Origin of the sequence: Streptomyces sp. NBC_01445 (assembly GCF_035918235.1) — a bacterium.
GTDB lineage: Bacteria > Actinomycetota > Actinomycetes > Streptomycetales > Streptomycetaceae > Streptomyces.
On record NZ_CP109485.1, the window covers coordinates 7,691,158 to 7,711,822 of the forward strand.

The 20,665-nt window shown below is 71.3% G+C and carries 22 protein-coding genes; 19 read left to right on the top strand and 3 right to left on the bottom strand.

The features are described from left to right. Window positions 1-82: 82 nt before the first annotated feature. From ald to OG574_RS35045, 9 genes are all read left to right on the top strand, one after another. Window positions 83-1,198, top strand: coding sequence for an alanine dehydrogenase (gene ald / locus OG574_RS35005; RefSeq protein WP_116502891.1), 1,116 nt, complete (start codon window positions 83-85; stop codon window positions 1,196-1,198). A 346-nt stretch (window positions 1,199-1,544) separates the two neighbouring features. Then, window positions 1,545-2,714: a ParA family protein gene (locus OG574_RS35010; RefSeq protein ID WP_100599009.1), complete on the top strand. Its 1,170-nt coding sequence runs from the start codon at window positions 1,545-1,547 to the stop codon at window positions 2,712-2,714. After that, window positions 2,699-3,250 (top strand): hypothetical protein, encoded by a 552-nt coding sequence (locus OG574_RS35015; RefSeq protein ID WP_326776466.1) that lies wholly within the window; start codon window positions 2,699-2,701, stop codon window positions 3,248-3,250. Before OG574_RS35010 ends, OG574_RS35015 begins: the two co-directional genes overlap by 16 nt. A gap of 16 nt (window positions 3,251-3,266) precedes the next feature. Continuing rightward, on the top strand, window positions 3,267-4,385 hold the full coding sequence (locus tag OG574_RS35020) for a segregation and condensation protein A (RefSeq protein ID WP_326776467.1): 1,119 nt from the start codon (window positions 3,267-3,269) through the stop codon (window positions 4,383-4,385). After that, window positions 4,382-5,035: an SMC-Scp complex subunit ScpB gene (gene scpB / locus OG574_RS35025; RefSeq protein ID WP_398377150.1), complete on the top strand. Its 654-nt coding sequence runs from the start codon at window positions 4,382-4,384 to the stop codon at window positions 5,033-5,035. Before OG574_RS35020 ends, scpB begins: the two co-directional genes overlap by 4 nt. Before the next feature lie 12 nt (window positions 5,036-5,047). Next, window positions 5,048-6,268, top strand: a complete 1,221-nt coding sequence (locus OG574_RS35030; RefSeq protein ID WP_326776468.1) for a pseudouridine synthase — start codon at window positions 5,048-5,050, stop codon at window positions 6,266-6,268. Window positions 6,269-6,373: 105 nt separating this feature from the next. Next, window positions 6,374-7,105: an NUDIX hydrolase gene (locus tag OG574_RS35035; protein WP_100599034.1), complete on the top strand. Its 732-nt coding sequence runs from the start codon at window positions 6,374-6,376 to the stop codon at window positions 7,103-7,105. Next, on the top strand, window positions 7,102-8,106 hold the full coding sequence (locus OG574_RS35040) for an ADP-ribosylglycohydrolase family protein (protein ID WP_326776469.1): 1,005 nt from the start codon (window positions 7,102-7,104) through the stop codon (window positions 8,104-8,106). Before OG574_RS35035 ends, OG574_RS35040 begins: the two co-directional genes overlap by 4 nt. Before the next feature lie 3 nt (window positions 8,107-8,109). Continuing rightward, window positions 8,110-8,925 carry a nucleotidyltransferase domain-containing protein gene (locus tag OG574_RS35045; RefSeq protein WP_326776470.1) on the top strand — a complete coding sequence of 272 codons (816 nt, stop codon included), beginning with the start codon at window positions 8,110-8,112 and terminating at the stop codon, window positions 8,923-8,925. Here OG574_RS35045 and OG574_RS35050 read toward each other — a convergent pair. Further along, entirely contained in the window at window positions 8,851-9,597 is a 747-nt protein-coding gene (locus OG574_RS35050; RefSeq protein ID WP_326776471.1) for a nucleotidyltransferase domain-containing protein, read from the bottom strand. The genes OG574_RS35045 and OG574_RS35050 overlap by 75 nt on opposite strands. Before the next feature lie 180 nt (window positions 9,598-9,777). On the opposite strand from OG574_RS35050, the gene OG574_RS35055 reads away from it, so the two are divergent. From OG574_RS35055 to der, 6 genes are all read left to right on the top strand, one after another. Continuing rightward, complete coding sequence (locus tag OG574_RS35055; protein ID WP_326776472.1) at window positions 9,778-10,194, top strand: YidB family protein; 417 nt, start codon at window positions 9,778-9,780, stop codon at window positions 10,192-10,194. 130 nt (window positions 10,195-10,324) lie between these two features. Continuing rightward, on the top strand, window positions 10,325-10,687 hold the full coding sequence (aroH, locus tag OG574_RS35060; RefSeq protein WP_100599003.1) for a chorismate mutase: 363 nt from the start codon (window positions 10,325-10,327) through the stop codon (window positions 10,685-10,687). Then, window positions 10,684-11,769 carry a prephenate dehydrogenase gene (locus tag OG574_RS35065; protein ID WP_100599002.1) on the top strand — a complete coding sequence of 362 codons (1,086 nt, stop codon included), beginning with the start codon at window positions 10,684-10,686 and terminating at the stop codon, window positions 11,767-11,769. The genes aroH and OG574_RS35065 overlap by 4 nt, the downstream gene beginning before the upstream one ends. A gap of 112 nt (window positions 11,770-11,881) precedes the next feature. Next, window positions 11,882-12,586: a (d)CMP kinase gene (cmk, locus tag OG574_RS35070; RefSeq protein ID WP_100599001.1), complete on the top strand. Its 705-nt coding sequence runs from the start codon at window positions 11,882-11,884 to the stop codon at window positions 12,584-12,586. After that, window positions 12,544-13,233, top strand: a complete 690-nt coding sequence (locus OG574_RS35075; RefSeq protein ID WP_442816865.1) for a lysophospholipid acyltransferase family protein — start codon at window positions 12,544-12,546, stop codon at window positions 13,231-13,233. The genes cmk and OG574_RS35075 overlap by 43 nt, the downstream gene beginning before the upstream one ends. Before the next feature lie 80 nt (window positions 13,234-13,313). Further along, window positions 13,314-14,786 carry a ribosome biogenesis GTPase Der gene (gene der, locus OG574_RS35080; RefSeq protein WP_326776474.1) on the top strand — a complete coding sequence of 491 codons (1,473 nt, stop codon included), beginning with the start codon at window positions 13,314-13,316 and terminating at the stop codon, window positions 14,784-14,786. A gap of 8 nt (window positions 14,787-14,794) precedes the next feature. Here der and OG574_RS35085 read toward each other — a convergent pair whose 3' ends face one another. Next, window positions 14,795-15,112, bottom strand: coding sequence for a hypothetical protein (locus tag OG574_RS35085; protein ID WP_398377154.1), 318 nt, complete (start codon window positions 15,110-15,112; stop codon window positions 14,795-14,797). Between the two features lie 228 nt (window positions 15,113-15,340). Continuing rightward, window positions 15,341-16,168: a hypothetical protein gene (locus OG574_RS35090; protein ID WP_326776475.1), complete on the bottom strand. Its 828-nt coding sequence runs from the start codon at window positions 16,166-16,168 to the stop codon at window positions 15,341-15,343. A gap of 393 nt (window positions 16,169-16,561) precedes the next feature. On the opposite strand from OG574_RS35090, the gene OG574_RS35095 reads away from it, so the two are divergent. The 4 genes from OG574_RS35095 (at window position 16,562) to OG574_RS35110 (ending at window position 20,665) form a co-directional block, all read left to right on the top strand. Continuing rightward, complete coding sequence (locus OG574_RS35095; protein ID WP_326776476.1) at window positions 16,562-17,152, top strand: transglycosylase family protein; 591 nt, start codon at window positions 16,562-16,564, stop codon at window positions 17,150-17,152. 281 nt (window positions 17,153-17,433) lie between these two features. After that, on the top strand, window positions 17,434-18,702 hold the full coding sequence (locus tag OG574_RS35100) for a glycosyltransferase family 4 protein (RefSeq protein WP_326776477.1): 1,269 nt from the start codon (window positions 17,434-17,436) through the stop codon (window positions 18,700-18,702). After that, entirely contained in the window at window positions 18,699-19,556 is an 858-nt protein-coding gene (locus tag OG574_RS35105) for a hypothetical protein (protein ID WP_326776478.1), read from the top strand. Before OG574_RS35100 ends, OG574_RS35105 begins: the two co-directional genes overlap by 4 nt. Before the next feature lie 59 nt (window positions 19,557-19,615). Then, on the top strand, window positions 19,616-20,665 hold the full coding sequence (locus OG574_RS35110) for a helix-turn-helix transcriptional regulator (RefSeq protein ID WP_326776479.1): 1,050 nt from the start codon (window positions 19,616-19,618) through the stop codon (window positions 20,663-20,665).

The window sequence follows — 20,665 nt, forward strand, 5'->3', positions numbered from 1 at the left end:
GGTGTCTCCCGGTGCGCCCCCTGACGCGCTGGTATGTAGTGCATTGCCCGAGAAATCCCTGAGCCAAGGACCGTGATCGACGATGAAGGTCGGCATCCCCCGCGAGGTCAAGAACAACGAGTTCCGGGTGGCCATCACCCCCGCTGGTGTGCACGAGCTCGTGCGCAACGGCCACCAGGTCTTCGTCGAGCAGAACGCCGGCGTCGGCTCCTCGATCACGGACGACGAGTACGTCTCGGCCGGTGCGCAGATCCTCGGCACCGCCGACGAGGTCTGGGCCACCGCTGACCTGCTCCTGAAGGTCAAGGAGCCGATCGCGGAGGAGTACCACCGCCTCCGCAAGGACCAGACGCTCTTCACCTACCTGCACCTCGCCGCCTCCAAGGAGTGCACGGACGCGCTCCTCGAGTCCGGCACCACGGCCATCGCCTACGAGACGGTCGAGACCCCGAACCGCGCGCTCCCGCTGCTCGCCCCGATGTCCGAGGTCGCGGGCCGCCTGGCCCCGCAGGTCGGCGCCTACCACCTGATGGCCGCCAACGGCGGCCGCGGTGTCCTGCCGGGCGGTGTCCCGGGCGTGCTCGCCGCCAGGGCCGTCGTCATCGGCGGCGGCGTCTCCGGCTGGAACGCCGCGCAGATCGCCATCGGCATGGGCTTCCACGTGACCCTGCTCGACCGCGACATCAACAAGCTCAAGGAAGCCGACAAGATCTTCGGTACGAAGATCCAGACCGTCGTCTCCAACGCCTTCGAGCTCGAGAAGGCGTGCCTCGAGGCGGACCTCGTCATCGGTGCCGTCCTCATCCCGGGTGCCAAGGCCCCGAAGCTGGTCACCAACGAGCTCGTCTCCCGCATGAAGCCGGGAAGTGTCCTTGTCGACATCGCGATCGACCAGGGCGGCTGCTTCGAGGACTCGCACCCGACGACGCACGCCGAGCCGACCTTCCCGGTCCACAACTCGGTCTTCTACTGCGTCGCCAACATGCCCGGCGCCGTGCCCAACACGTCGACGTACGCGCTGACGAACGCCACGCTGCCGTACATCGTCGAGCTCGCGAACCGTGGCTGGGTCGAGGCCCTGCGCCGCGACCCGGCGCTCGCCCTGGGCCTCAACACCCATGACGGCAAGGTCGTTTACCGCGAGGTCGCCGAGTCCCACGGCCTCGAGTACACCGAGCTGGAGTCCCTCCTCGGCTGACGCCGACGACTCATCGACCACTTTCGTCAACGGAAGTCGTCAATCTCACGCCTGCGGCCGGACCTTGTGAGGGGTCCGGCCGTATGCGTATCACTTACGCATCAATGCGGACTTGGTCAACTCGCCTCGAACGTAACCCTTTAACCGATTCGCGCACCCGCGAAACGCTTCGAACCGACGCCGTGCACCCTTGACACAAGGGTGTTCCGTTGCCGACACATCGGGCCGGGTAAGGCGGATTGTGTTGCTGCGGACCGGTGACACGCCATAGAGTCGCCAACCGTCGGCATGGTGCCACGCTGACCTATCTAGAAGTTTCCTGGTCACCAAGGAGGTAAGACGACTTGTGAATGAGTCGACATTTACTCCCGGGGGTGGTCAACCAGGAACGGTTGCGAGGGAGCAAGGTCCCGCGGGGCTCGAGGCTGTCGGCTCCGTCGCGGTCCGTACCTTTGCCGCCCGTCAGAGCAGCCCCCTGCAGACGCAGACAGCACCCCAGAGCATGGATGGCCATCACGTGAACGCCATGGCCGGCGACCGAAGTGGCGAACGCACCCACTTCGCCGACTACGACGAACTGCCCGAGGGGCACTTCTACGACCCCGACGCCGAGTACGAGCCGGACCCCGAGTACGCGGCCACGCTCGCGCCCGACGCTGCCCGTCAGCGCCGCGAGCGTGTGGGCCCGACCGGGCGCCCGCTCCCGTACTTCCCGATCCCAGGCCCGCTGACCGACCACGGCCCCGCGAAGATCATCGCGATGTGCAACCAGAAGGGCGGCGTCGGCAAGACCACGTCGACCATCAACCTGGGTGCCGCGCTCGCGGAGTACGGACGCCGGGTCCTGCTCGTCGACTTCGACCCGCAGGGCGCGCTCTCGGTCGGTCTCGGCGTGAACCCGATGGAACTCGACCTGACGGTCTACAACCTGCTCATGGAGCGGGGCATGGCCGCGGACGAGGTCCTCCTGAAGACCGCGGTTCCGAACATGGACCTGCTGCCGAGCAACATCGACCTGTCCGCCGCCGAAGTGCAGTTGGTGAGCGAGGTCGCGCGCGAGTCCACGCTCCAGCGGGCGTTGAAGCCGCTGATGGCCGACTACGACTACATCGTGATCGACTGTCAGCCCTCGCTCGGCCTGCTCACCGTGAACGCCCTGACGGCGGCTCACAAGGTGATCGTGCCGCTCGAATGCGAGTTCTTCGCGCTGCGCGGTGTCGCGCTGCTCACGGAGACCATCGAGAAGGTCCAGGAGCGGCTCAACCCCGACCTGGAGCTCGACGGCATCCTCGCCACGATGTACGACTCCCGCACGGTGCACAGCCGTGAGGTGCTCGCGCGTGTGGTCGAGGCGTTCGACGATCACGTCTACCACACCGTGATCGGCCGGACCGTGCGCTTCCCGGAGACCACGGTCGCCGGTGAGCCGATCACGACGTACGCCTCCAACTCGGTCGGCGCGGCCGCCTATCGCCAGCTCGCCAGGGAGGTGCTCGCCCGGTGTCACGCCGAGTGAGTCTGCCGGGGGCCGACGAACTGTTCCGTACGACCGGGGGGATGGGGCTCCAGGCCTCCTCCCCGAGGCGCCCGGTCAACGGTGAGGCACGGGTGCCCGCGCCGGCGGGTGAGAGCGACGCCGTCGCCGCCGAGGAGAAGCAGCGCGGCGAGGGCGGTGAGAGCGCCGAACACGCGGCGGCGGACGACGAGTCGGGCGAGTCCCGCAGCCGTGCCACCGAGGGCGACAAGCCCGCGGGGCGCCGCCCGCCGCAGGGGCAGGAAGGTTCTGCCTCCGCGGGGTCGTCGCGCAAGCGCTCCCGGGCGGCCGCCAACCGGCGGCCCAGCGGGCGTGAGCGGCACGACGAGAAGATCACGGTGTATGTCTCCGCCGAGGAGCTGATGGACCTCGAGCACGCGCGCCTCGTGCTCCGCGGGGAGCACGGGCTCGCCGTGGACCGTGGCCGCATCGTCCGCGAAGCGGTCGCCGTCGTGCTGGCCGACCTCGAATCGCGCGGAGACGCGAGCATTCTCGTACGCCGACTGCGCGGGCGGTAGCGATAACGTCCGCCTGATGCCCGGATACGACGACGACTCCTCCACGCCCGGCCGGGGCGCGCGGCGACGCGCGCTGGGCCGGGGGCCGGGGACGACGCGGCTGCCGGCACCGGAGCCGGAGCTTGTTCCTGAGCCGGAGCTTGTTCCTGAGCCGGAGCTTGTTCCTGAGCCGGATGCCGTCCCTGAGTCGGAAGTTCAGGAGCTTGCGGGTCCCGGCCCGGATCTGGAGATTCAGGAGCCCGCGGGCTCCGGCCCGGAACCGGAACTTGAGCAGCCTGTGCCCGATGACGGGCGGTTCAAGGTACGGCTGGCGAACTTCGAGGGGCCCTTCGATCTGCTCCTCCAGCTGATCTCCAAACACAAGCTGGACGTCACCGAGGTCGCCCTGTCCAAAGTGACCGACGAGTTCATGGTGCACATCCGCGCCATGGGGCCCGAGTGGGATCTCGACCAGACCACCGAGTTCCTCGTCGTCGCCGCCACGCTCCTCGATCTCAAGGCCGCCCGGCTGCTGCCGACCGCCGAGGTCGAGGACGAGGCCGACCTCGCGCTCCTCGAAGCGCGTGACCTCCTGTTCGCCCGGCTGCTCCAGTACCGCGCGTACAAGAAGATCGCCGACATCTTCAGCGAGCGGCTCGACGAGGAGGCGCGGCGCTATCCGCGGACCGTCGGTCTGGAGCCGCACCACGCCGAGCTGCTGCCGGAAGTCGTCATCAGCATCGGGGCGGAAGGATTCGCCCGGCTCGCAGTGAAGGCCATGCAGCCCAGGCCGAAGCCCCAGGTGTACGTCGACCACATCCACGCCCCGCTGGTCAGCGTGCGCGAGCAGGCCGGGATCGTCGTGGCGCGGCTGCGGGAGCTGGGCGAGGCGAGTTTCCGGGTGCTGGTGGAGGACACCGACGACACCCTGACCGTCGTGGCCCGCTTCTTGGCGCTCCTGGAGCTGTACCGGGAGAAGGCCGTGAGCCTGGAGCAGGAGGAGGCCCTGGGGGAGCTTCTCGTGCGCTGGACCGGCGGGGAGAGCGAGGGGGAGCCGACCGTCACGGACGAGTTCGACAGGCCTCCCGAGACGGCCGGCAAAGACGGTGGAGAGACGAAGGCCGAGCGGGGCGGGGCGGAGGAGGAGCAGGCATGACGGGCATGAGCGGGCAGGAAGTCGTCGCCGGGGCCGACCGGGTCGCCGAGCTGGATCTCAGGCCGGCCCTGGAGGCCGTACTGATGGTCGTCGACGAGCCGGCGACCGAGGAGCACCTCGCGAAGATCCTGGACCGGCCCCGAAGGGCCGTGGCGGACGCCCTGCGGGCGCTGGCGGACGAGTACACGGTTCAGGGCCGCGGCTTCGAGCTGAGGCTCGTGGCGGGCGGCTGGCGGTTCTACACCCGGCCGCAGTACGCGGCGGCCGTGGAGCGCTTCGTGCTCGACGGGCAGCAGGCCCGGCTCACCCAGGCTGCCCTGGAGACGCTCGCGGTCGTCGCGTACCGCCAGCCGGTCAGCCGCTCGCGGGTCTCCGCGGTGCGCGGGGTGAACTGTGACGGCGTGATGCGGACCCTCCTCCAGAGGGGCCTCGTGGAGGAGGCGGGCGCGGAACCCGAAACAAGTGCGATCCTGTACAGGACGACGAACTACTTTCTGGAGCGGATGGGCCTGCGCGGCCTGGACGAGCTCCCGGAACTCGCGCCCTTCCTTCCGGAGGCGGACGCGATCGAGGCCGAGACGCAGGAAGGGGTCCCGTCGTTCGACCCGGACGCACCCGATGCGCCGGGTTACGAGGACGCAGACGACTAGACGGAACTTTTGATGCGAAGCAGCAGCAGCGGCAGGAACAGCAGCGGAAACAACGGCGGGAGCCGTGGTGGCAACAGCGGCGGCCGCGGCAGCAGTGGCGGCGGTGGCGGTCGCGGCGGCAGCACCGGCGGCGGTGGCCGCGGTGGCAGCGGCGGTGGCGGCGGTGCTCGCGGCGGCAGCACCGGCGGCGGTCGCGGGAACTACCGGGGTGCCGGCAACGACCGTGACGAGAAGCAGGGCCGGCCGAGCAAGCCGCGTCCCGAGGAGCGTCGCTACGACGTGAGCCCCGGCGACAGCGGCGGTGCCGGGCCGAGGAAGGGCCGGGGCGCGGCAGCGCGCGGCGGTGCCAAGGGCGGCCCCCGTGCCTCTCAGGGCACCGGTGCCCGCGGCAGCGGTCGCGGCGCCCCGTCGACCTCTCGGGAGTACGACGCCCGGCAGGAGGAGCGCAACCGCGACCGTTACGCGGGCAGGCCCACCGTCAAGACCCCCAAGACCTTCCCGGGCGCCGAGCAGGAGGGCGAGCGGCTCCAGAAGGTGCTCGCGCGGGCCGGTTACGGCTCCCGGCGCGCCTGCGAGGAGCTCGTCGAGCAGGCCAGGGTCGAGGTCAACGGCCAGATCGTGCTCGAGCAGGGCCTGCGCGTCGACCCCGAGAAGGACGAGATCAAGGTCGACGGCCTGACCGTGGCCACGCAGTCGTACCAGTTCTTCGCGCTGAACAAGCCGGCCGGTGTCGTCTCCACCATGGAGGACCCCGACGGCCGCCAGTGCCTGGGCGACTACACGAACAACCGCGAGACGCGGCTGTTCCACGTCGGGCGGCTCGACACCGAGACCGAGGGCATCATTCTGCTCACCAACCACGGAGAGCTGGCCCACCGCCTCACGCACCCCAAGTACGGCGTGAAGAAGACCTACCTCGCGCACATCGTGGGCCCGATCCCGCGCGACCTGGGCAAGCAGCTCAAGGACGGCATCCAGCTGGAGGACGGGTACGCGAAGGCGGACCACTTCCGCGTCGTCGAGCAGACCGGCAAGAACTACCTCGTCGAGGTCACCCTGCACGAGGGCCGCAAGCACATCGTGCGGCGCATGCTCGCCGAGGCCGGGTTCCCGGTCGACAAGCTGGTGCGGGTGTCCTTCGGGCCGATCGCGCTGGGCGACCAGAAGTCGGGCTGGCTGCGGCGCCTGTCCAACACCGAGGTCGGCATGCTGATGCAGGACGTCGACCTGTAAGCGGTCTCCTGAAGCGCCCGAGCCCGCCGCTTCGGCGGTGCCTGGCTCTTGTGTGTGCCACCCCCCTCTCTTTATAGTCGGTAAGACCATAAAGAGAGGGGGGTGGTGTGCGTGCAGGGCTATGACAAGTACGCCTTCGAGCCCTTCGCCGTCACCGTCGATCTGGCCGTATTCACGATCCGGGACGGCGCGCTGAGGGTGCTGCTGGTCGAGCGGGGACAGGACCCGTACGCGGGACGCCTGGCGCTGCCCGGCGGTTTCGTCCTGCCCGACGAGTCCGCGGAGACGGCGGCGGCGCGCGAACTGGCCGAGGAGACCGGCCTGTCCGACGTCACCGGACTGCACCTGGAACAGCTGCGCACCTACAGCGACCCGGACCGCGACCCCCGCATGCGGGTCGTCTCCGTCGCGTTCGCGGCCCTGGTGCCCGATCCGCCCGAGGTGCGCGGGGGCGGTGACGCCGCCCGCGCGGACTGGCTGCCGTACGGCACGGGCGCGTACGGCCCGCTCGCCTTCGACCACGACCGGATCCTCACCGACGCGCACGACCGCGTCGGCGCCGGCATCGAGAACACCTGCCTGGCCACGGCCTTCTGCCCGCCCGAGTTCACCCTCGGCGAGCTGCGGGGTGTCTACGAAGCGGTGTGGGGCGCCGGCCTCGACCCCGCCAACTTCCGGCGCAAGGTCCTCGCCACCCCCGGCTTCGTCGAACCGGTGCACGGTGCCGCCCGGCTCACCGGCGGCCGCGGGAAACCCGCCGCGCTCTACAAGGCAGGGCCCGCCACCGCCCTGCACCCGCCCTTGCTCAGGCCCCCCGCGGAAGGACGACCCTCATGACGAAGCGTGCGGCGACCGGCTCTCTCATAGGGCTCGCCCTGGGGGACGCGCTCGGCTTCCCGACCGAGTTCAACGACGTGCCGTCGATCCTCGCCAAGTGCGGGCCCTGGCGGCAGATGGCCCTGACCAGGCCCGCGATCGTCAGCGACGACACCCAGATGACGCTCGCCCTCGGGCGCGGCCTGCGCACCTCGATGGACCGCGGCGTGCTCGCGCCGCTGCGCATGACGCGGCCCGTGCGCGAGGAGTTCATCGACTGGTACCAGTCGCCCGAGAACAATCGCGCCCCCGGCAACACCTGCCTCCAGGCCTGCGACCTCCTCACGCGCGGCAAGCCCTGGCAGGAGGCCAGCCGCATCGGGTCCAAGGGCTGCGGCGCCAACATGCGCGTCGCGCCGGTCGGCCTCGCCCCCGGCCTCAGCGACGAACAGCGCGCGGGCGCCGCCCAGTTGCAGTCCGGACTCACCCACGGCCACCCCACGGCCCTCGCCGCGTCCGACCTCACCGCGCACGCCGTCCACCTCCTCGCCCAGGGCGCGGAGCCGACAGGCCTCGTCGGGATGCTGCGCTCGTACGCGTACGAGAACCGGCAGAAGTACCACGAGGCCTGGCTCGGCGACCTGTGGGCGCACGCCGCCGATCCGGACCCGGAGCACTTCATCGCCCGCGGCTGGGACGACTGCCTGGCCGCGCTCGAACGGCTCCAGGCGGCGCTGGCCTCGCCGTCGCCCGAGACCGACCCGTGCCTGGCCACCGGGGCGGGCTGGATCGCCGAGGAGGCGCTCGCCACCGGCCTGCTCTGCTTCCTGCTCTTCGTCGACGAACCCGTCACCGCCCTGCGCCGCGCCGCCTGTACCTCGGGCGACTCGGACTCGATCGCCTGCCTCACGGGGGCTTTCGCCGGGGCGTACCTGGGCGACGAGGTGTGGCCGGCGGACTGGTCGGAACGGATCGAGTACCGGAGCGACCTGCTGTCGCTCGGCGCGCTCTGGGACGGTTGATCGATGACGACCGACGAAGCCACGACGACGTACGGGTCCCCGCCGGCGGGCGACACGGGCGCCCTGCGTGCCGCGGGCGTGCCCGACGCCGAGCTCGGGCGGATCGTCGCCGAGCAAGCCGACCCCCTGCTGTTCGCGACGGTCTCGGGGGCGCACCTCTACGGGTTTCCCTCCCGGGACTCCGACATCGACCTGCGCGGTGTCCATCTGCTGCCCGTCGAGGCGCTCGTCGGACTGCGCGAGCCGGAGGAGACCCGGACCCGGATGTGGGACACCGACGGTCTCGAGATGGACCTCGTCACCCATGACCTGCGCAAGTTCGTCCGCCTGCTCCTCCGGCGCAACGGTTACGTGCTGGAGCAGCTGCTCTCCCCGCTCGTCGTGCACACCACCGACGCCCACGCCGAACTCGCGGCGCTCGCGCCCGGTGTCCTCACCCCGCACCACGCCCACCACTACCGGGGCTTCGCCAACACCCAGTGGCGCCTGTTCGACAGGACGCAGGAGCTCAAGCCGCTGCTGTACACGTTCCGGGCGCTGCTCACCGGCATCTTCCTGATGCGCACCGGTGAGGTGCAGGCTCATCTGCCCACGCTCCTGGGCGAGTTGGAGGCGCCCTCATATCTGCCGGAGCTGATCGCGGCGAAGGCGGAGGCAGAGCACGGGGCGGCCGACGTCGGCCACGCGCGCGTGGCCGACGACATAGAGGCGCTGCACGCCGTCCTCGACGCCGCGCAGGAGGGCTCAGCGCTGCCGGACGCCCCGACCGTCCACGACGCCCTGCACGACCTCGTCGTACGGCTCCGGCTGAAGGGCTGACGCCCGCCGGACCTCGAACAGGAAGTCCGCCACCCGCGCCCGGTCCGGCTCGGCCGGCAGCGGGGTGCGGACGGCGGCCTCCTCCGCCTCGGCGCCCAGGCGCGCCATCCGGGCCACCACGTCGTCCCAGGAAACCTCGCCCCGCTTCACCGCGAGCAGCGCCGCACGGTCATCACCCACGTCGAGGGTCAGCCGGCCGGTGCGGAGCAGATCGCGGCAGGAGGCGAGGAGCCGCAGCAGATGCATCGCGTGCTTCCAGCGCGGAGCGCCGTACTGGCGGACATCGGCGTCGAGCTTCTTGCGCTGGCCCAGCGCGTAGCCCGTGAACGTGGCGTGGACCTGCTGGGACAGGAACGCCTCACGCAGGTCGAGCAGTTCGCGACCGGTGTCGGTGACGTGCTCGACGAGCGGTGAGTGCAGGCACTCCAGGATGTTCGGATTGGCCCGCAGGGCGAGCTCGCAGAAGCGCTCAAGTTCCCAGGAGAACTGCTCGTCCGCCGGACCGTCGGCATGCGTCGGCGGCTTCTCGAACCGCCAGAACATCGGCGTCGGTGCCACGAAGACGCCCCGGCGGTCGGTGTCGCTGCCGTCCGTGGCCAGGCCGAACGCCCGCGACCCCATCACGCAGGAGTAGATCGTGTGGTCGCGTACCAGGTCGAGGGCCTCTGCCATGGACGGAGCGTACGGGCTGCGCCCGGCCGGGACGGAGCGAATTTCCGGCGTCCGTGATCTTCGGGAGAGCGGGGGCCGCCTGAGTGGCGACCGAGTGTGGTTCGGGTCACATTGGCAGGGTTCGTGGACTCCAGAAGCGGGCCCACGCAAGACTCCAAGAACCTCCCGAAAGGCGTGACCATGGCGGGTAACAACGATCTGGGAAGCCTGCTCAGCGGCCTCCTCGGTGACAAGGCGGGCGGCTCGGCGGGCGGGGTCCTGACCTCGCTCCTGGCCGCGTTCGCCAAGAGCCAGGGCGGCTCGGCGGGCGGCAACTCGCTGGGCGGCCTCCTGGAGACACTCGCCAAGTCGGGCCTCGGCGGGCAGGCGCAGTCCTGGGTCGGCACCGGCTCGAACGAGCAGCTGACCCCGGACCAGGTCAAGGAGGCCCTGCCGGACGCCACGCTCCAGAAGGTGGCGGCCGAGTCGGGCGTCAGCCCGGACCAGGCGGCGCACGACATCGCGAGCGCCCTGCCCACGGCCGTCGACAAGCTGACCCCGCAGGGCGAGGTGCCGAGCGTCTCGCTCGACGAGCTGGTCAAGGCGCAGAAGCTCTGAGGCAGCGCACCGCATCGCACCCCAGCGCGGCGCCCCGTCTCGGCAGGCGGGCGCCGCGCGCCGGTGTCCGGGGGGCTGGCTAGGCTTGGCACCTCATCAGCCTGTACGTACGCGAGCAAGGAGCGACACCGTGGCGGTACGAGCGGTCCGGGGCGCCGTCCAACTCGAACGGGACGAAGCCGGACACATGGACGAGCAGGTCAGCGAGCTGCTCACCGCCATCCTCGAGCGGAACGCGCTGACCTCCGACGACCTGATCTCGATCTGGTTCACGGCCACCCCCGATCTGCACTCCGACTTCCCGGCCGCCGCTGCGCGCAAGCTGGGCATCGTCGACGTGCCGCTGATCTGCGCGCAGGAGCTCGACATCGAGGGAGCGCTGCCGCGCGTCGTGCGCGTCCTCGCCCATATCGAGTCCGAGCTGCCGAAGTCCGGGATCGCGCACGTGTACCTCGGTGCCGCGGCCGCCCTGCGCAAGGACATCGCCCAGTGAGAACCGCCCTCGTCATCGGCACCGGTCTCATCGGTACCTCCGCCGCCCAGGCGCTCGCCTCGCGCGGCGTGCACGTCCACCTCGCCGACCACGACCCGACGCAGGCCCGCACCGCCGCCGCACTCGGAGCCGGCACCGACGAGGCGCCCGAGGGACCCGTGGACCTGTGTCTGGTGGCCGTGCCGCCCGCGCACGTCGCGACGACCCTGGCCGACGCGATGCGGCGCGGAGTGGCCCGCGGGTACCTCGACGTCGCCAGCGTCAAGGGCGGCCCGCGCCGCGATCTTGAGGCACTCGGCCTGGACCTCAGCCCCTACATCGGTACGCACCCCATGTCGGGCCGCGAGCGCAGCGGGCCCCTGGCGGCCACCGCGGATCTCTTCGAGGGCCGCCCCTGGGTGCTGACCCCCACCCGCGACACCGACACCGAGGTCCTGAACCTCGCGCTGGAACTGGTCGCGCTGTGCCGGGCCGTCCCCGTCGTCATGGACGCGGACGCCCACGACCGCGCCGTCGCCCTCGTCTCCCACATGCCGCACCTGGTCTCCAGCATGGTCGCGGCGCGCCTTGAGCACGCCGAGGAGTCGGCCGTACGCCTGTGCGGCCAGGGCATCCGGGATGTGACGCGCATCGCGGGTTCCGACCCCCGCATGTGGATCGACATCCTCTCCGCGAACCCGGGCCCGGTCGCCGACCTGCTCTCCGCGGTCTCCGCCGACATCGACGAGACGGTGAGCGCCCTGCGCTCCCTCCAGTCCTCGGACGAGGCGAAGCGGAGCGAGGGCGTCACCGGCATCGGGGAAGTCCTGCGCCGCGGGAACGCGGGCCAGGTCCGCGTCCCCGGAAAGCACGGCGCGGCCCCGGCGGCGTACGACACCGTGGCGGTCCTCATCTCCGACCAGCCCGGCGAGCTGGCCCGGATCTTCGCCGACGCGGGCGCCGCGGGCGTCAACGTGGAGGACGTCCGCATCGAGCACGCGACCGGCCAGCAGGCGGGCTTCGTCCAGCTGCTGGTCCAGCCGGCCGCGGCCCCGAAACTGACGGCCGCGCTGCGCGACCGCGGCTGGGCGATGCGCCAGTAGGGCCTGTCGTCAGGGGCTGTAAGGGCAGGGTGCCTGAGCCAGTAACCTTGTGCGGGGCGCCTTTGCGCCCCGCCTCCCTGTCCCGTGCACTGAGAAAGGTGTCCGCAGCCCCGTGGAAACCGCCGCAACCGCCGCAAGCGCCGCCCCGGCAGCAGTGATCGTCGCCATCGACGGCCCCTCCGGCACGGGCAAGTCGAGCACCTCGAAGGCCGTCGCCGCCCAGCTCGGGCTCAGCTACCTGGACACCGGCGCCCAGTACCGGGCGATCACCTGGTGGATGGTGAACAACGGCATAGACCTGACCGACCCGACGGCCATCGCCGCCGTGGCCGGCAAGGCCGAGATCGTCTCCGGCACCGACCCGTCCGCCCCGACGATCACGGTCGACGGTGTCGACGTCGCCGCTCCCATCCGCACCACCGAGGTCACCTCGAAGGTCAGCGCCGTCAGCGCCGTCCCCGAGGTGCGTGCCCGCATCACCGAGCTGCAGCGCTCCATCGCCGCCTCGGCGGAGCTGGGCATCGTCGTCGAGGGCCGTGACATCGGTACGACCGTCCTGCCCGACGCCGACCTGAAGATCTTCCTCACCGCGTCGCCGGAGGCCCGCGCGGCCCGCCGCAGCGGTGAGCTCAAGGGCGCCGACGTGAAGGCGACCCAGGAGGCCCTGATCAAGCGGGACGCCGCGGACTCCAGCCGCAAGACGTCCCCGCTGGCCAAGGCCGGCGACGCCGTCGAGGTGGACACCTCCGAGCTCACGCTCCAGCAGGTCATCGAGTGCGTCGTCACCCTCATCGGGGAGAAGCGGGCAGCGAAGTGACCGCGGCTTCCCCCTCGGAAAGAGGCGCGGAGGTCGGCCGCCGCATCGGGGTCGGCCTCATGTACGGGCTGTGGAAGCCCCGCGTCCTCGGCGCCTGGAAGGTCCCCGCGACCGGCCCGGTGATCCTGGCCGTCAACCACGCGCACAACGTCGACGGGCCGATGGTCATGGGCGTCGCGCCCAGGCCGACGCACTTCCTGATCAAGAAGGAAGCGTTCGTCGGACCGCTCGGCACGTTCCTGGGCGCCATCGGCCAGGTCGAGGTGGACCGGTCGACGGCGGACCGTACGGCGATCACGCGTGCGCTGAGCGTGCTCGACGAGGGGGGAGTCCTCGGGATCTTCCCGGAGGGCACCCGAGGGGGCGGCGACTTCGCCTCCCTGCGGGCCGGTCTCGCCTACTTCGCCGTGCGCAGTGTGGCGCCCATCGTGCCGGTGGCGGTCCTGGGAAGCACGAGGGGGCGCGGCCGGTTGATAAAGGCGCTGCCGCCACTGCGCAGCCGCGTCGACGTCGTCTTCGGGGACCCGTTCCCGGCGGGCGACGGCAGCGGGCGGCGTACGCGCAAGGCGCTGGACGAGGCGACCGTGCGCATCCAGGAGCGGCTCACCGCCCACCTGGAAAACGCCAGGCGCCTCACCGGCCACTGAGCCAGACTTTCAGTAGTGGACCGCCGTAAGCGATCAGACGGTCCACCGATCACCACGATGAACGACGAGGTACGGACTTCATGAACGACCAGATCCAGCCGGAGGGCTCGGCCGAGCACGAGCACGGGGCCCTTGGCGACGCGGAGTACGCGGAGTTCATGGAGCTCGCCGCGGTAGAGGGCTTCGACATCGAGGACGTCGAGGGCGCGATCGAGGAGGCGGGCCACGGCCCGCTGCCCGCGCTCGCCGTCGTCGGCCGCCCCAACGTCGGCAAGTCGACCCTGGTGAACCGCATCATCGGCCGCCGCGAGGCCGTCGTCGAGGACAAGCCGGGCGTCACCCGCGACCGTGTCTCGTACGAGGCCGAGTGGGCGGGCCGCCGCTTCCGGCTCGTCGACACGGGCGGCTGGGAGCAGGACGTCCTCGGCATCGACGCGTCCGTGGCCGCGCAGGCCGAGTACGCGATCGAGACCGCCGACGCGGTCGTCTTCGTCGTCGACGCGACGGTCGGCCCGACGGACACCGACCTCGCGGTCGTACGGCTGCTGCGCAAGGCCGGCAAGCCGGTCGTGCTGTGCGCCAACAAGGTGGACGGGCCGAGCGGCGAGGCGGACGCCACCGCCCTGTGGTCCCTCGGTCTCGGCGAGCCGTACCCGGTCTCGGCCCTGCACGGCCGCGGCACCGGCGACATGCTGGACGCCGTCATCGAGGCGCTCCCCGACGCCCCGGCGCAGACCTTCGGCACCGCGATCGGCGGCCCCCGCCGCATCGCCCTCATCGGCCGCCCGAACGTCGGCAAGTCCTCCCTCCTGAACAAGGTGGCGAACGAGGACCGCGTCGTCGTGAACGAGCTGGCGGGCACCACCCGCGACCCGGTCGACGAGCTGATCGAGCTCGGCGGCAAGACCTGGAAGTTCGTCGACACGGCGGGCATCCGCAAGCGGGTCCACCTCCAGCAGGGCGCGGACTACTACGCCTCGCTGCGCACCGCCGCTGCCGTCGAGAAGGCGGAGGTCGCGGTCATCCTGATCGACGCGTCCGAGTCGATCTCGATCCAGGACCAGCGCATCGTGACGATGGCCGTCGAGGCGGGCCGCGCGATCGTCGTCGCGTACAACAAGTGGGACACGCTCGACGAGGAGCGGCGCTACTACCTGGAGCGTGAGATCGAGACGGAGCTCGCGCAGGTCGCGTGGGCGCCCCGGGTGAACGTGTCGGCGACGACCGGGCGCCACATGGAGAAGCTCGTCCCCGCGATCGAGACGGCACTCGACGGCTGGGAGACGCGCGTTCCGACGGGCCGGCTCAACGCCTTCCTGGGGGAGCTGGTGGCCTCGCACCCGCACCCGATCCGCGGCGGCAAGCAGCCCCGCATCCTCTTCGGTACGCAGGCCGGCACGAAGCCGCCGCGGTTCGTGCTCTTCGCCTCCGGCTTCATCGAGGCCGGCTACCGGCGGTACGTGGAGCGGCGCCTTCGCGAGGAGTTCGGTTTCGGGGGGACGCCGATCCACATTTCGGTCCGGGTGCGCGAGAAGCGCGGCCGCAAGAAGTGAGCTAGCGCCTAGCGTTCGCGGCGTGGACCGGGCGGCAGTGCGGCAGGGAGGTTGCTCCCGGTGCTGTGCTGCCGCCCGTTCGTGTGCCAGGAGCCGGTCGGCGGCGAGCTGTGGACGTGCTGCGGTTCGTGGTACGACGCGCTGTGCCGGCCGCTGGTGCTGTGGTGCACGGCGTACAGGCTCGAGCCGAACGCGGAGAACGAGAGGTTCTCCTCGCCGCTGCGGTCGCCCGGCAGGGCCCGGAAGGACCGGCGGTACTCCGAGTACAGGGCGTCGTAGATCGGTGTGGCCGAGCGGCCACCCGCCGATTCGTGCGTCCCGCGCATGGCGGGGATCGGGGTCGGATACTGCGGGCGGCGAGGGAGGTCGTATGCGTGCACGTAGGTGCCAACGACCCGCACACCCTCACGGATGCGGCCCCTGCTGCGCTTTCGCAGGCCGAGGGGGGTGCGAGCGGCGCACGCGGAGGTGCACGGAACGGCGTCCGGGGGCCGGGTACGACCGTGGGCCGGGCACACGCCCGGCCCACGGTCACCTCGGCTCGTGACGGAGCGTCACGTACCGGCCAGCGGCATCGTCGCACCGACGAGCAGCCCGTTCACCGCGGCCTTGTCGAGGGCGTCGCGAAGCAGGTCCTCGCGGGGCTGGCGGCCGATCGTGCCGGACGGGGCGGCGAAGACGAGGACGGAGTTCGTCTTGTTCGCCGCGGCGCGCCAGCTGTCGGTGACGTGCAGCGGCTGGTGCGCCTGCCACCACGCGACCTGACCCAGACCGGCGGTGCCGGGCTGCAGTACGGCGTGCAGCTGGCCCATGGCGAGCAGCACGGACCAGCCGTGCAGCACCGGCGGCACCTGGCCGACCTGGGCGGTCGGCGTGAAGCCCTGCTCCACGAGGAGGGTCAGGAACTCGTCCATGCCGCTCGTCGCGCCGGGGCGGGCGATCGGCCCGGTCGGCTCGACGACGAGCGCGGGGTGCAGCTCACCTGCGATCAGGACGAGCCCGCTGGTCACGCCGAGCACGGCCTGCTGCGGCTGCGGGGCGGCCTGCCCGGGAATGGGCTGCGCCGCGGGGGACGGGACGGGGGACGCCGCGGCGGGTGCGCCGCCGTCGCCGGTGATGGAACGTACGGCTCCCTGCAACTGCTCCTCGGACACCTGGACGACCTGCGAGGGCAGGCAGGTGGAGTGGGCGAAGGCGAGGACGGCGGTCTCGTCGCCGATGAACAGGACGGTGCTGGTGCGCTCCTGTTCCGAATCGCCCGGAGTACGGCAGGACGTGCAGTCGTACGTGCCCGGGGCGTTCTCTCCGGCGAGCAGCCGGTCGGCTTCTGCGTCGCCGATCTCGGCGCGTACGTCGTCGCTGACGTCGAGCATGCGCGGCACGGGTGGCTCCTCGGATTCGGTGTGTTGCTGCGTCGAATGCGGCCGGGCGGCCCCGGCTCATAAAGAAGACAACGGATGATCTGTGCCGGGGGTCACGCCCGGAAGGGGACGGAATCGACCCATCCACCGCGCGGCGCGAACCGGTGGTCGGAATCAATCGCTCCACATCAACTCCCTTTGGGTGTAAGGGGGTTGATGCAGGGAGGCGGGTTCCAGGTCGTCATGCCCACAGGTCGACAAATCCTGAAATCGTGCAATGAAGCAGGTGGCTGAAAACAGTCGTTGGCGCATATGCGTCTTCCGCGGTCCGGGTGGCGGCCGACCGGGTGGGGCCGGGTCCGGCGCAGGGCGCGGCTCGGCGGAGGCGTGTGCTCGTCTGCCTAGCGTGACGCGATGCGCCCCATGCCCGTGATCCGCAAGCGCCCCGCACGCCGCTTCCTTCTCGCGGCTCTGCCGGCCCTGTTCACCGCCCTGCTCGCCCCCGCGGCCGCCGCCTCGCCGTCACTGGATCCCGGCCCCGGGCATCTGAACCTCGATGTGTCCGAGTGCGTCAAGGACCAGTGGCCGTGGGGCTGCCTGGCCGAATGCGAGAGCACCGGGCGCTGGCACATCAACAGCGGCAACGGCTACTACGGAGGGCTGCAGTTCTTGCAGTCCACCTGGGAGGAGCACGGCGGCCTCAGGTACGCCCCGCGCGCGGACCTCGCGACGCGCGCCGAGCAGATCGCGGTCGCCGAGAAGGTGCTGGGCGCCCAGGGCTGGCGTGCCTGGCCCGTCTGCTCCAAGGTCCTCGAGCTCGACGGTCGCGTCCATGTGGTCGAGCAGGGCGAGACCCTCAGCTCGATCGCCGCGCGCTACGGGGTCAAGGGCGGCTGGCAGGCGCTCTACGAGGCCAACGACCAGATGGTCGGCAACCGTCCCGACCGCCTCAACAGCGGCACCGTGCTGCTCATCCCGAAGGCATCGGCCAAGAGCCTCAGCTGACTTCGGCGGCCCCGCCGGCGAACACGGCGGCGCCGCGCCGCAGTTCGGGTGGGTCACTCAAGAGGGTGACGTCACCACGAACTGCTTCTTGGTATCTCAGCCCTCCTACCTGCCTTGATGTCGGAAAGCGTCAAAAGGTTCCACAAATCGTCTCTCAATCACGCATCCGTTCTGGAACAAGATGGTGATGAAGCCCAACCTCTGCCCCCGCATCCCTGTCTAACCACGCGGTAGGCGGACGAGACGGACTGTCCGCGAGGAACAGTGGAATACGGGGACGCATGCAGATTTCTTTCCTGATTCACAATGCGTACGGAATCGGAGGGACGATTCGGACGACGTACAACCTCGCGAACACGCTTGCCGAACAGCACGACGTCGAGGTGGTCTCCGTCCTGCGCCACCGTGACGAGCCGGTCTTCAGGCCCGACCCGAGGGTCCGGGTCCGCCACCTCGTCGACATCCGCAAGGGCACCCCGGGCTACGAGGGCGACAGCCCCGAATACCGCACCCCCGCCACGACGTTCCCGCGCGCCGAGGGCCGCTACGACCAGTACAACGCGCTCACCGACCGCCGGATCGCCGAGCACTTGCGCGCGATCGACGCCGATGTCGTCGTCGGCACCCGCCCGGGACTCAATGTGCACCTGGCCCGCCAGACCCGGCGGGGCCCCCTGCGCGTCGGCCAGGAACACCTCACGCTCGACAGCCACCCGACCGCGCTGCGCAGGCAGTTGCGCGCGGTCTACCCGCGGCTCGACGCGCTCACCACGACCACGGAGGCCGACGCCCGGGCGTACCGCGCGAAGATGCGGCTGCCCGGCGTACGCATCGAGGCCGTGCCGAACCCCGTGCCCGCGCCGGGCGTCGAACCCGCGGACGGCTCGGGCAAGTGGGTCGTCGCGGCCGGCCGGCTCGCGCCGGTGAAGCGGTACGACCTGCTGGTCAGGGCCTTCGACCGGGTCCGCGCCGAGCGGCCCGACTGGCGCCTGCGGATCTACGGCAGCGGCAAGCAGAAGGACAAGCTCCGCGCCCTGATCGACGACCTCGGTCTGTACAACCACGTGTTCCTCATGGGCCCCGCCCACCCCATCGAACCGGAGTGGGCGAAAGGTTCCATCGCCGCCGTCACCTCCAGCCTGGAGTCGTTCGGCATGACCATCGTCGAGGCGATGCGCTGCGGCCTCCCGGTGGTCGCCACCGACTGTCCGCACGGCCCCGGCGAAATCATCGACAACGGTGTCGACGGGCGCCTGGTCGAGGTGGGCAACGTCGAGGCGATCTCCGGCGGTCTCCTCGAACTGATCAACAACGACGCGCTGCGCGCCCGGATGGCGAGCGCCGCGCTCAAGGACTCCGAGCGGTTCGACCCGGCGCACATCGCCGAGCGCTACGAATCGCTGTTCGGCTCGCTGACGGCCCGCCGCGGTGGAGGCCTTCTGCACCGCACCCGCGGCGCGCTGCTCGGGGGCGCGTACGCGGTGCGGGACGCGGGACGCTCCGCGTTCACGGCCCAGGGAACGTCACAGAGAAAGGGGCGCACGGCATGACGCCGCCGACAGCTTCGGCAGACTTCTCGGCCTCGGCCTCGGCCGCTTCGTCCGAGCCATCCGACGGGGCCACGGCGCCCCGCGCCGACTGCATCGCCGACTCGGCGGGCGGTCTCACCTTCGACGTCACCGACCACGGCGGGCCCGACCCGGCCCATCTGGTCCTCACCGACCGGGACAGCGGCGAGGACGTGCGCCTGCCGCTGACCCCGGCGGGCGACGGCAGCCTGCGGGCGGCGCTGCCCAGCAGCGTCCGGCTGCCCGAGGGGCGCTGGGACGTCTTCGCGCAGGTGGCCGGCGAGGAGCCGCAGCGCCTGGCCCCCGGCCTCAACGACCTGCGGTCCCTCGTCGACCGAGTGCCCAGCGGCTCCCGCGGCTTCGTCGCCGTCCGCATCCCCTACGCGACCAAGCACGGCAACCTCACCGTGCGCAGCTGGTTGCGCGCCCCGCACGCCGAGGCGGGCGAACTGCTCATCGCGGACGGCGAGATGACGGTCCGCGGCCGCGTCTACGGCACCGCGATCACCCCCAAGGCGTACGCGGAGATACGTTCACGCAAGGACGGCGGGCCCGCCCTGCGCACCGAACTGACGCCGCGCGGCGAAGAGTTCACCTTCCGCGTCGGGTACGAGGAGCTGGACGCGGGACGCTGGGACCTGTGGGTGCGCCCGGAGGGCGAGGACGGACTCGCGGTACGCGTCGCCCGGCTCCTGGACGACGTCGCCGACAAGAAGCCGATCTTCACCTACCCGACCGCGCGTCTCGACACCGAGCGCGGCCGGATCGAGGTCGAGCCGTACTACACGAGCGACAACGACCTGGCGGTCCTCGTGACCACGGCCGCCGCCGAGTAGTCCGCGCGCGGCGCCCTTGCGGACCCAGGCTGTCCGCAAGGGCTGGCAGACTCGGGCCCATGCTGGAGACCTCGGCCCGACTCCTGCGGCTGCTGTCGCTGCTGCAGGCCCACCGCGAGTGGTCGGGCGCCGACCTCGCGGACCGGCTCGGTGTCACGCCGCGCACCGTCCGCCGCGACGTCGACCGGCTGCGCGGGCTCGGCTACCCCGTCGACGCGAGCCCCGGCACGGGCGGCGGCTACCGGATGGGCGCCGGGGCCGAGCTGCCGCCGCTGCTCCTCGACGACGACGAGGCCGTCGCGGTCGCCGTCGGCCTGCGCACCTCGGCCGGCCAGGGCATCGAGGGCATCGGCGAGGCGTCCGTAGGGGCCCTGTCCAAGCTCGAACAGGTCCTCCCCAGCCGGCTGCGCCGCCGCGTCTCCGCCCTCAACGCGTTCACCGTGCCGATGCTCCGCGGCCCGGGCCCCTCCGACGTCGACCCGTCCGTCCTCACCGAACTCGCCACCGCCTGCCGGGACTCGGAGCGGCTGCGCTTCGCCTACGAGGACCACGGCGGCGCCGTCACGCGCCGCACCGTCGAGCCGCACCGCCTGGTGTGCAGCGAGCGCCGCTGGTACCTGGTCGCCTGGGACGCCGACCGCGAGGACTGGCGCACGTTCCGCGTCGACCGCATCACGCCGAAGCCGCCGCACGGACCGCGCTTCGCCCCGCGCACACCACCGGCCGACGACCACGACCTCGCCGCGTATGTCTCGAAGGGCGTCTCGCAGGGCCCGTACGCCACCGGCGCGACGATCCGGCTCCTGGTGCCCCTGGAGGAGGCGAGGCAGCGGATCAGCCCGTCGGCGGGCACGCTCGAGGCCGACGGCGACGACAGCTGTGTGCTGCGCGCCGGGGCGGCGAGCCTCGACGTGATGGTGATCCACGTGGTCCTGATGGGCTTCGAGTTCGAGGTGCTCGAACCCGATGGGCTCACGGACGCGATCAGGACGGCTCGGGACCGTCTGTCCCGGGCACTGGAACGGGCCGGCTCAGCGGACGGGCCGAAGCGAACGCCGGATGGTGCAGGTCGAAGGCCGGGGACTCGGAGCGGATCCGGGGCAGCGTGA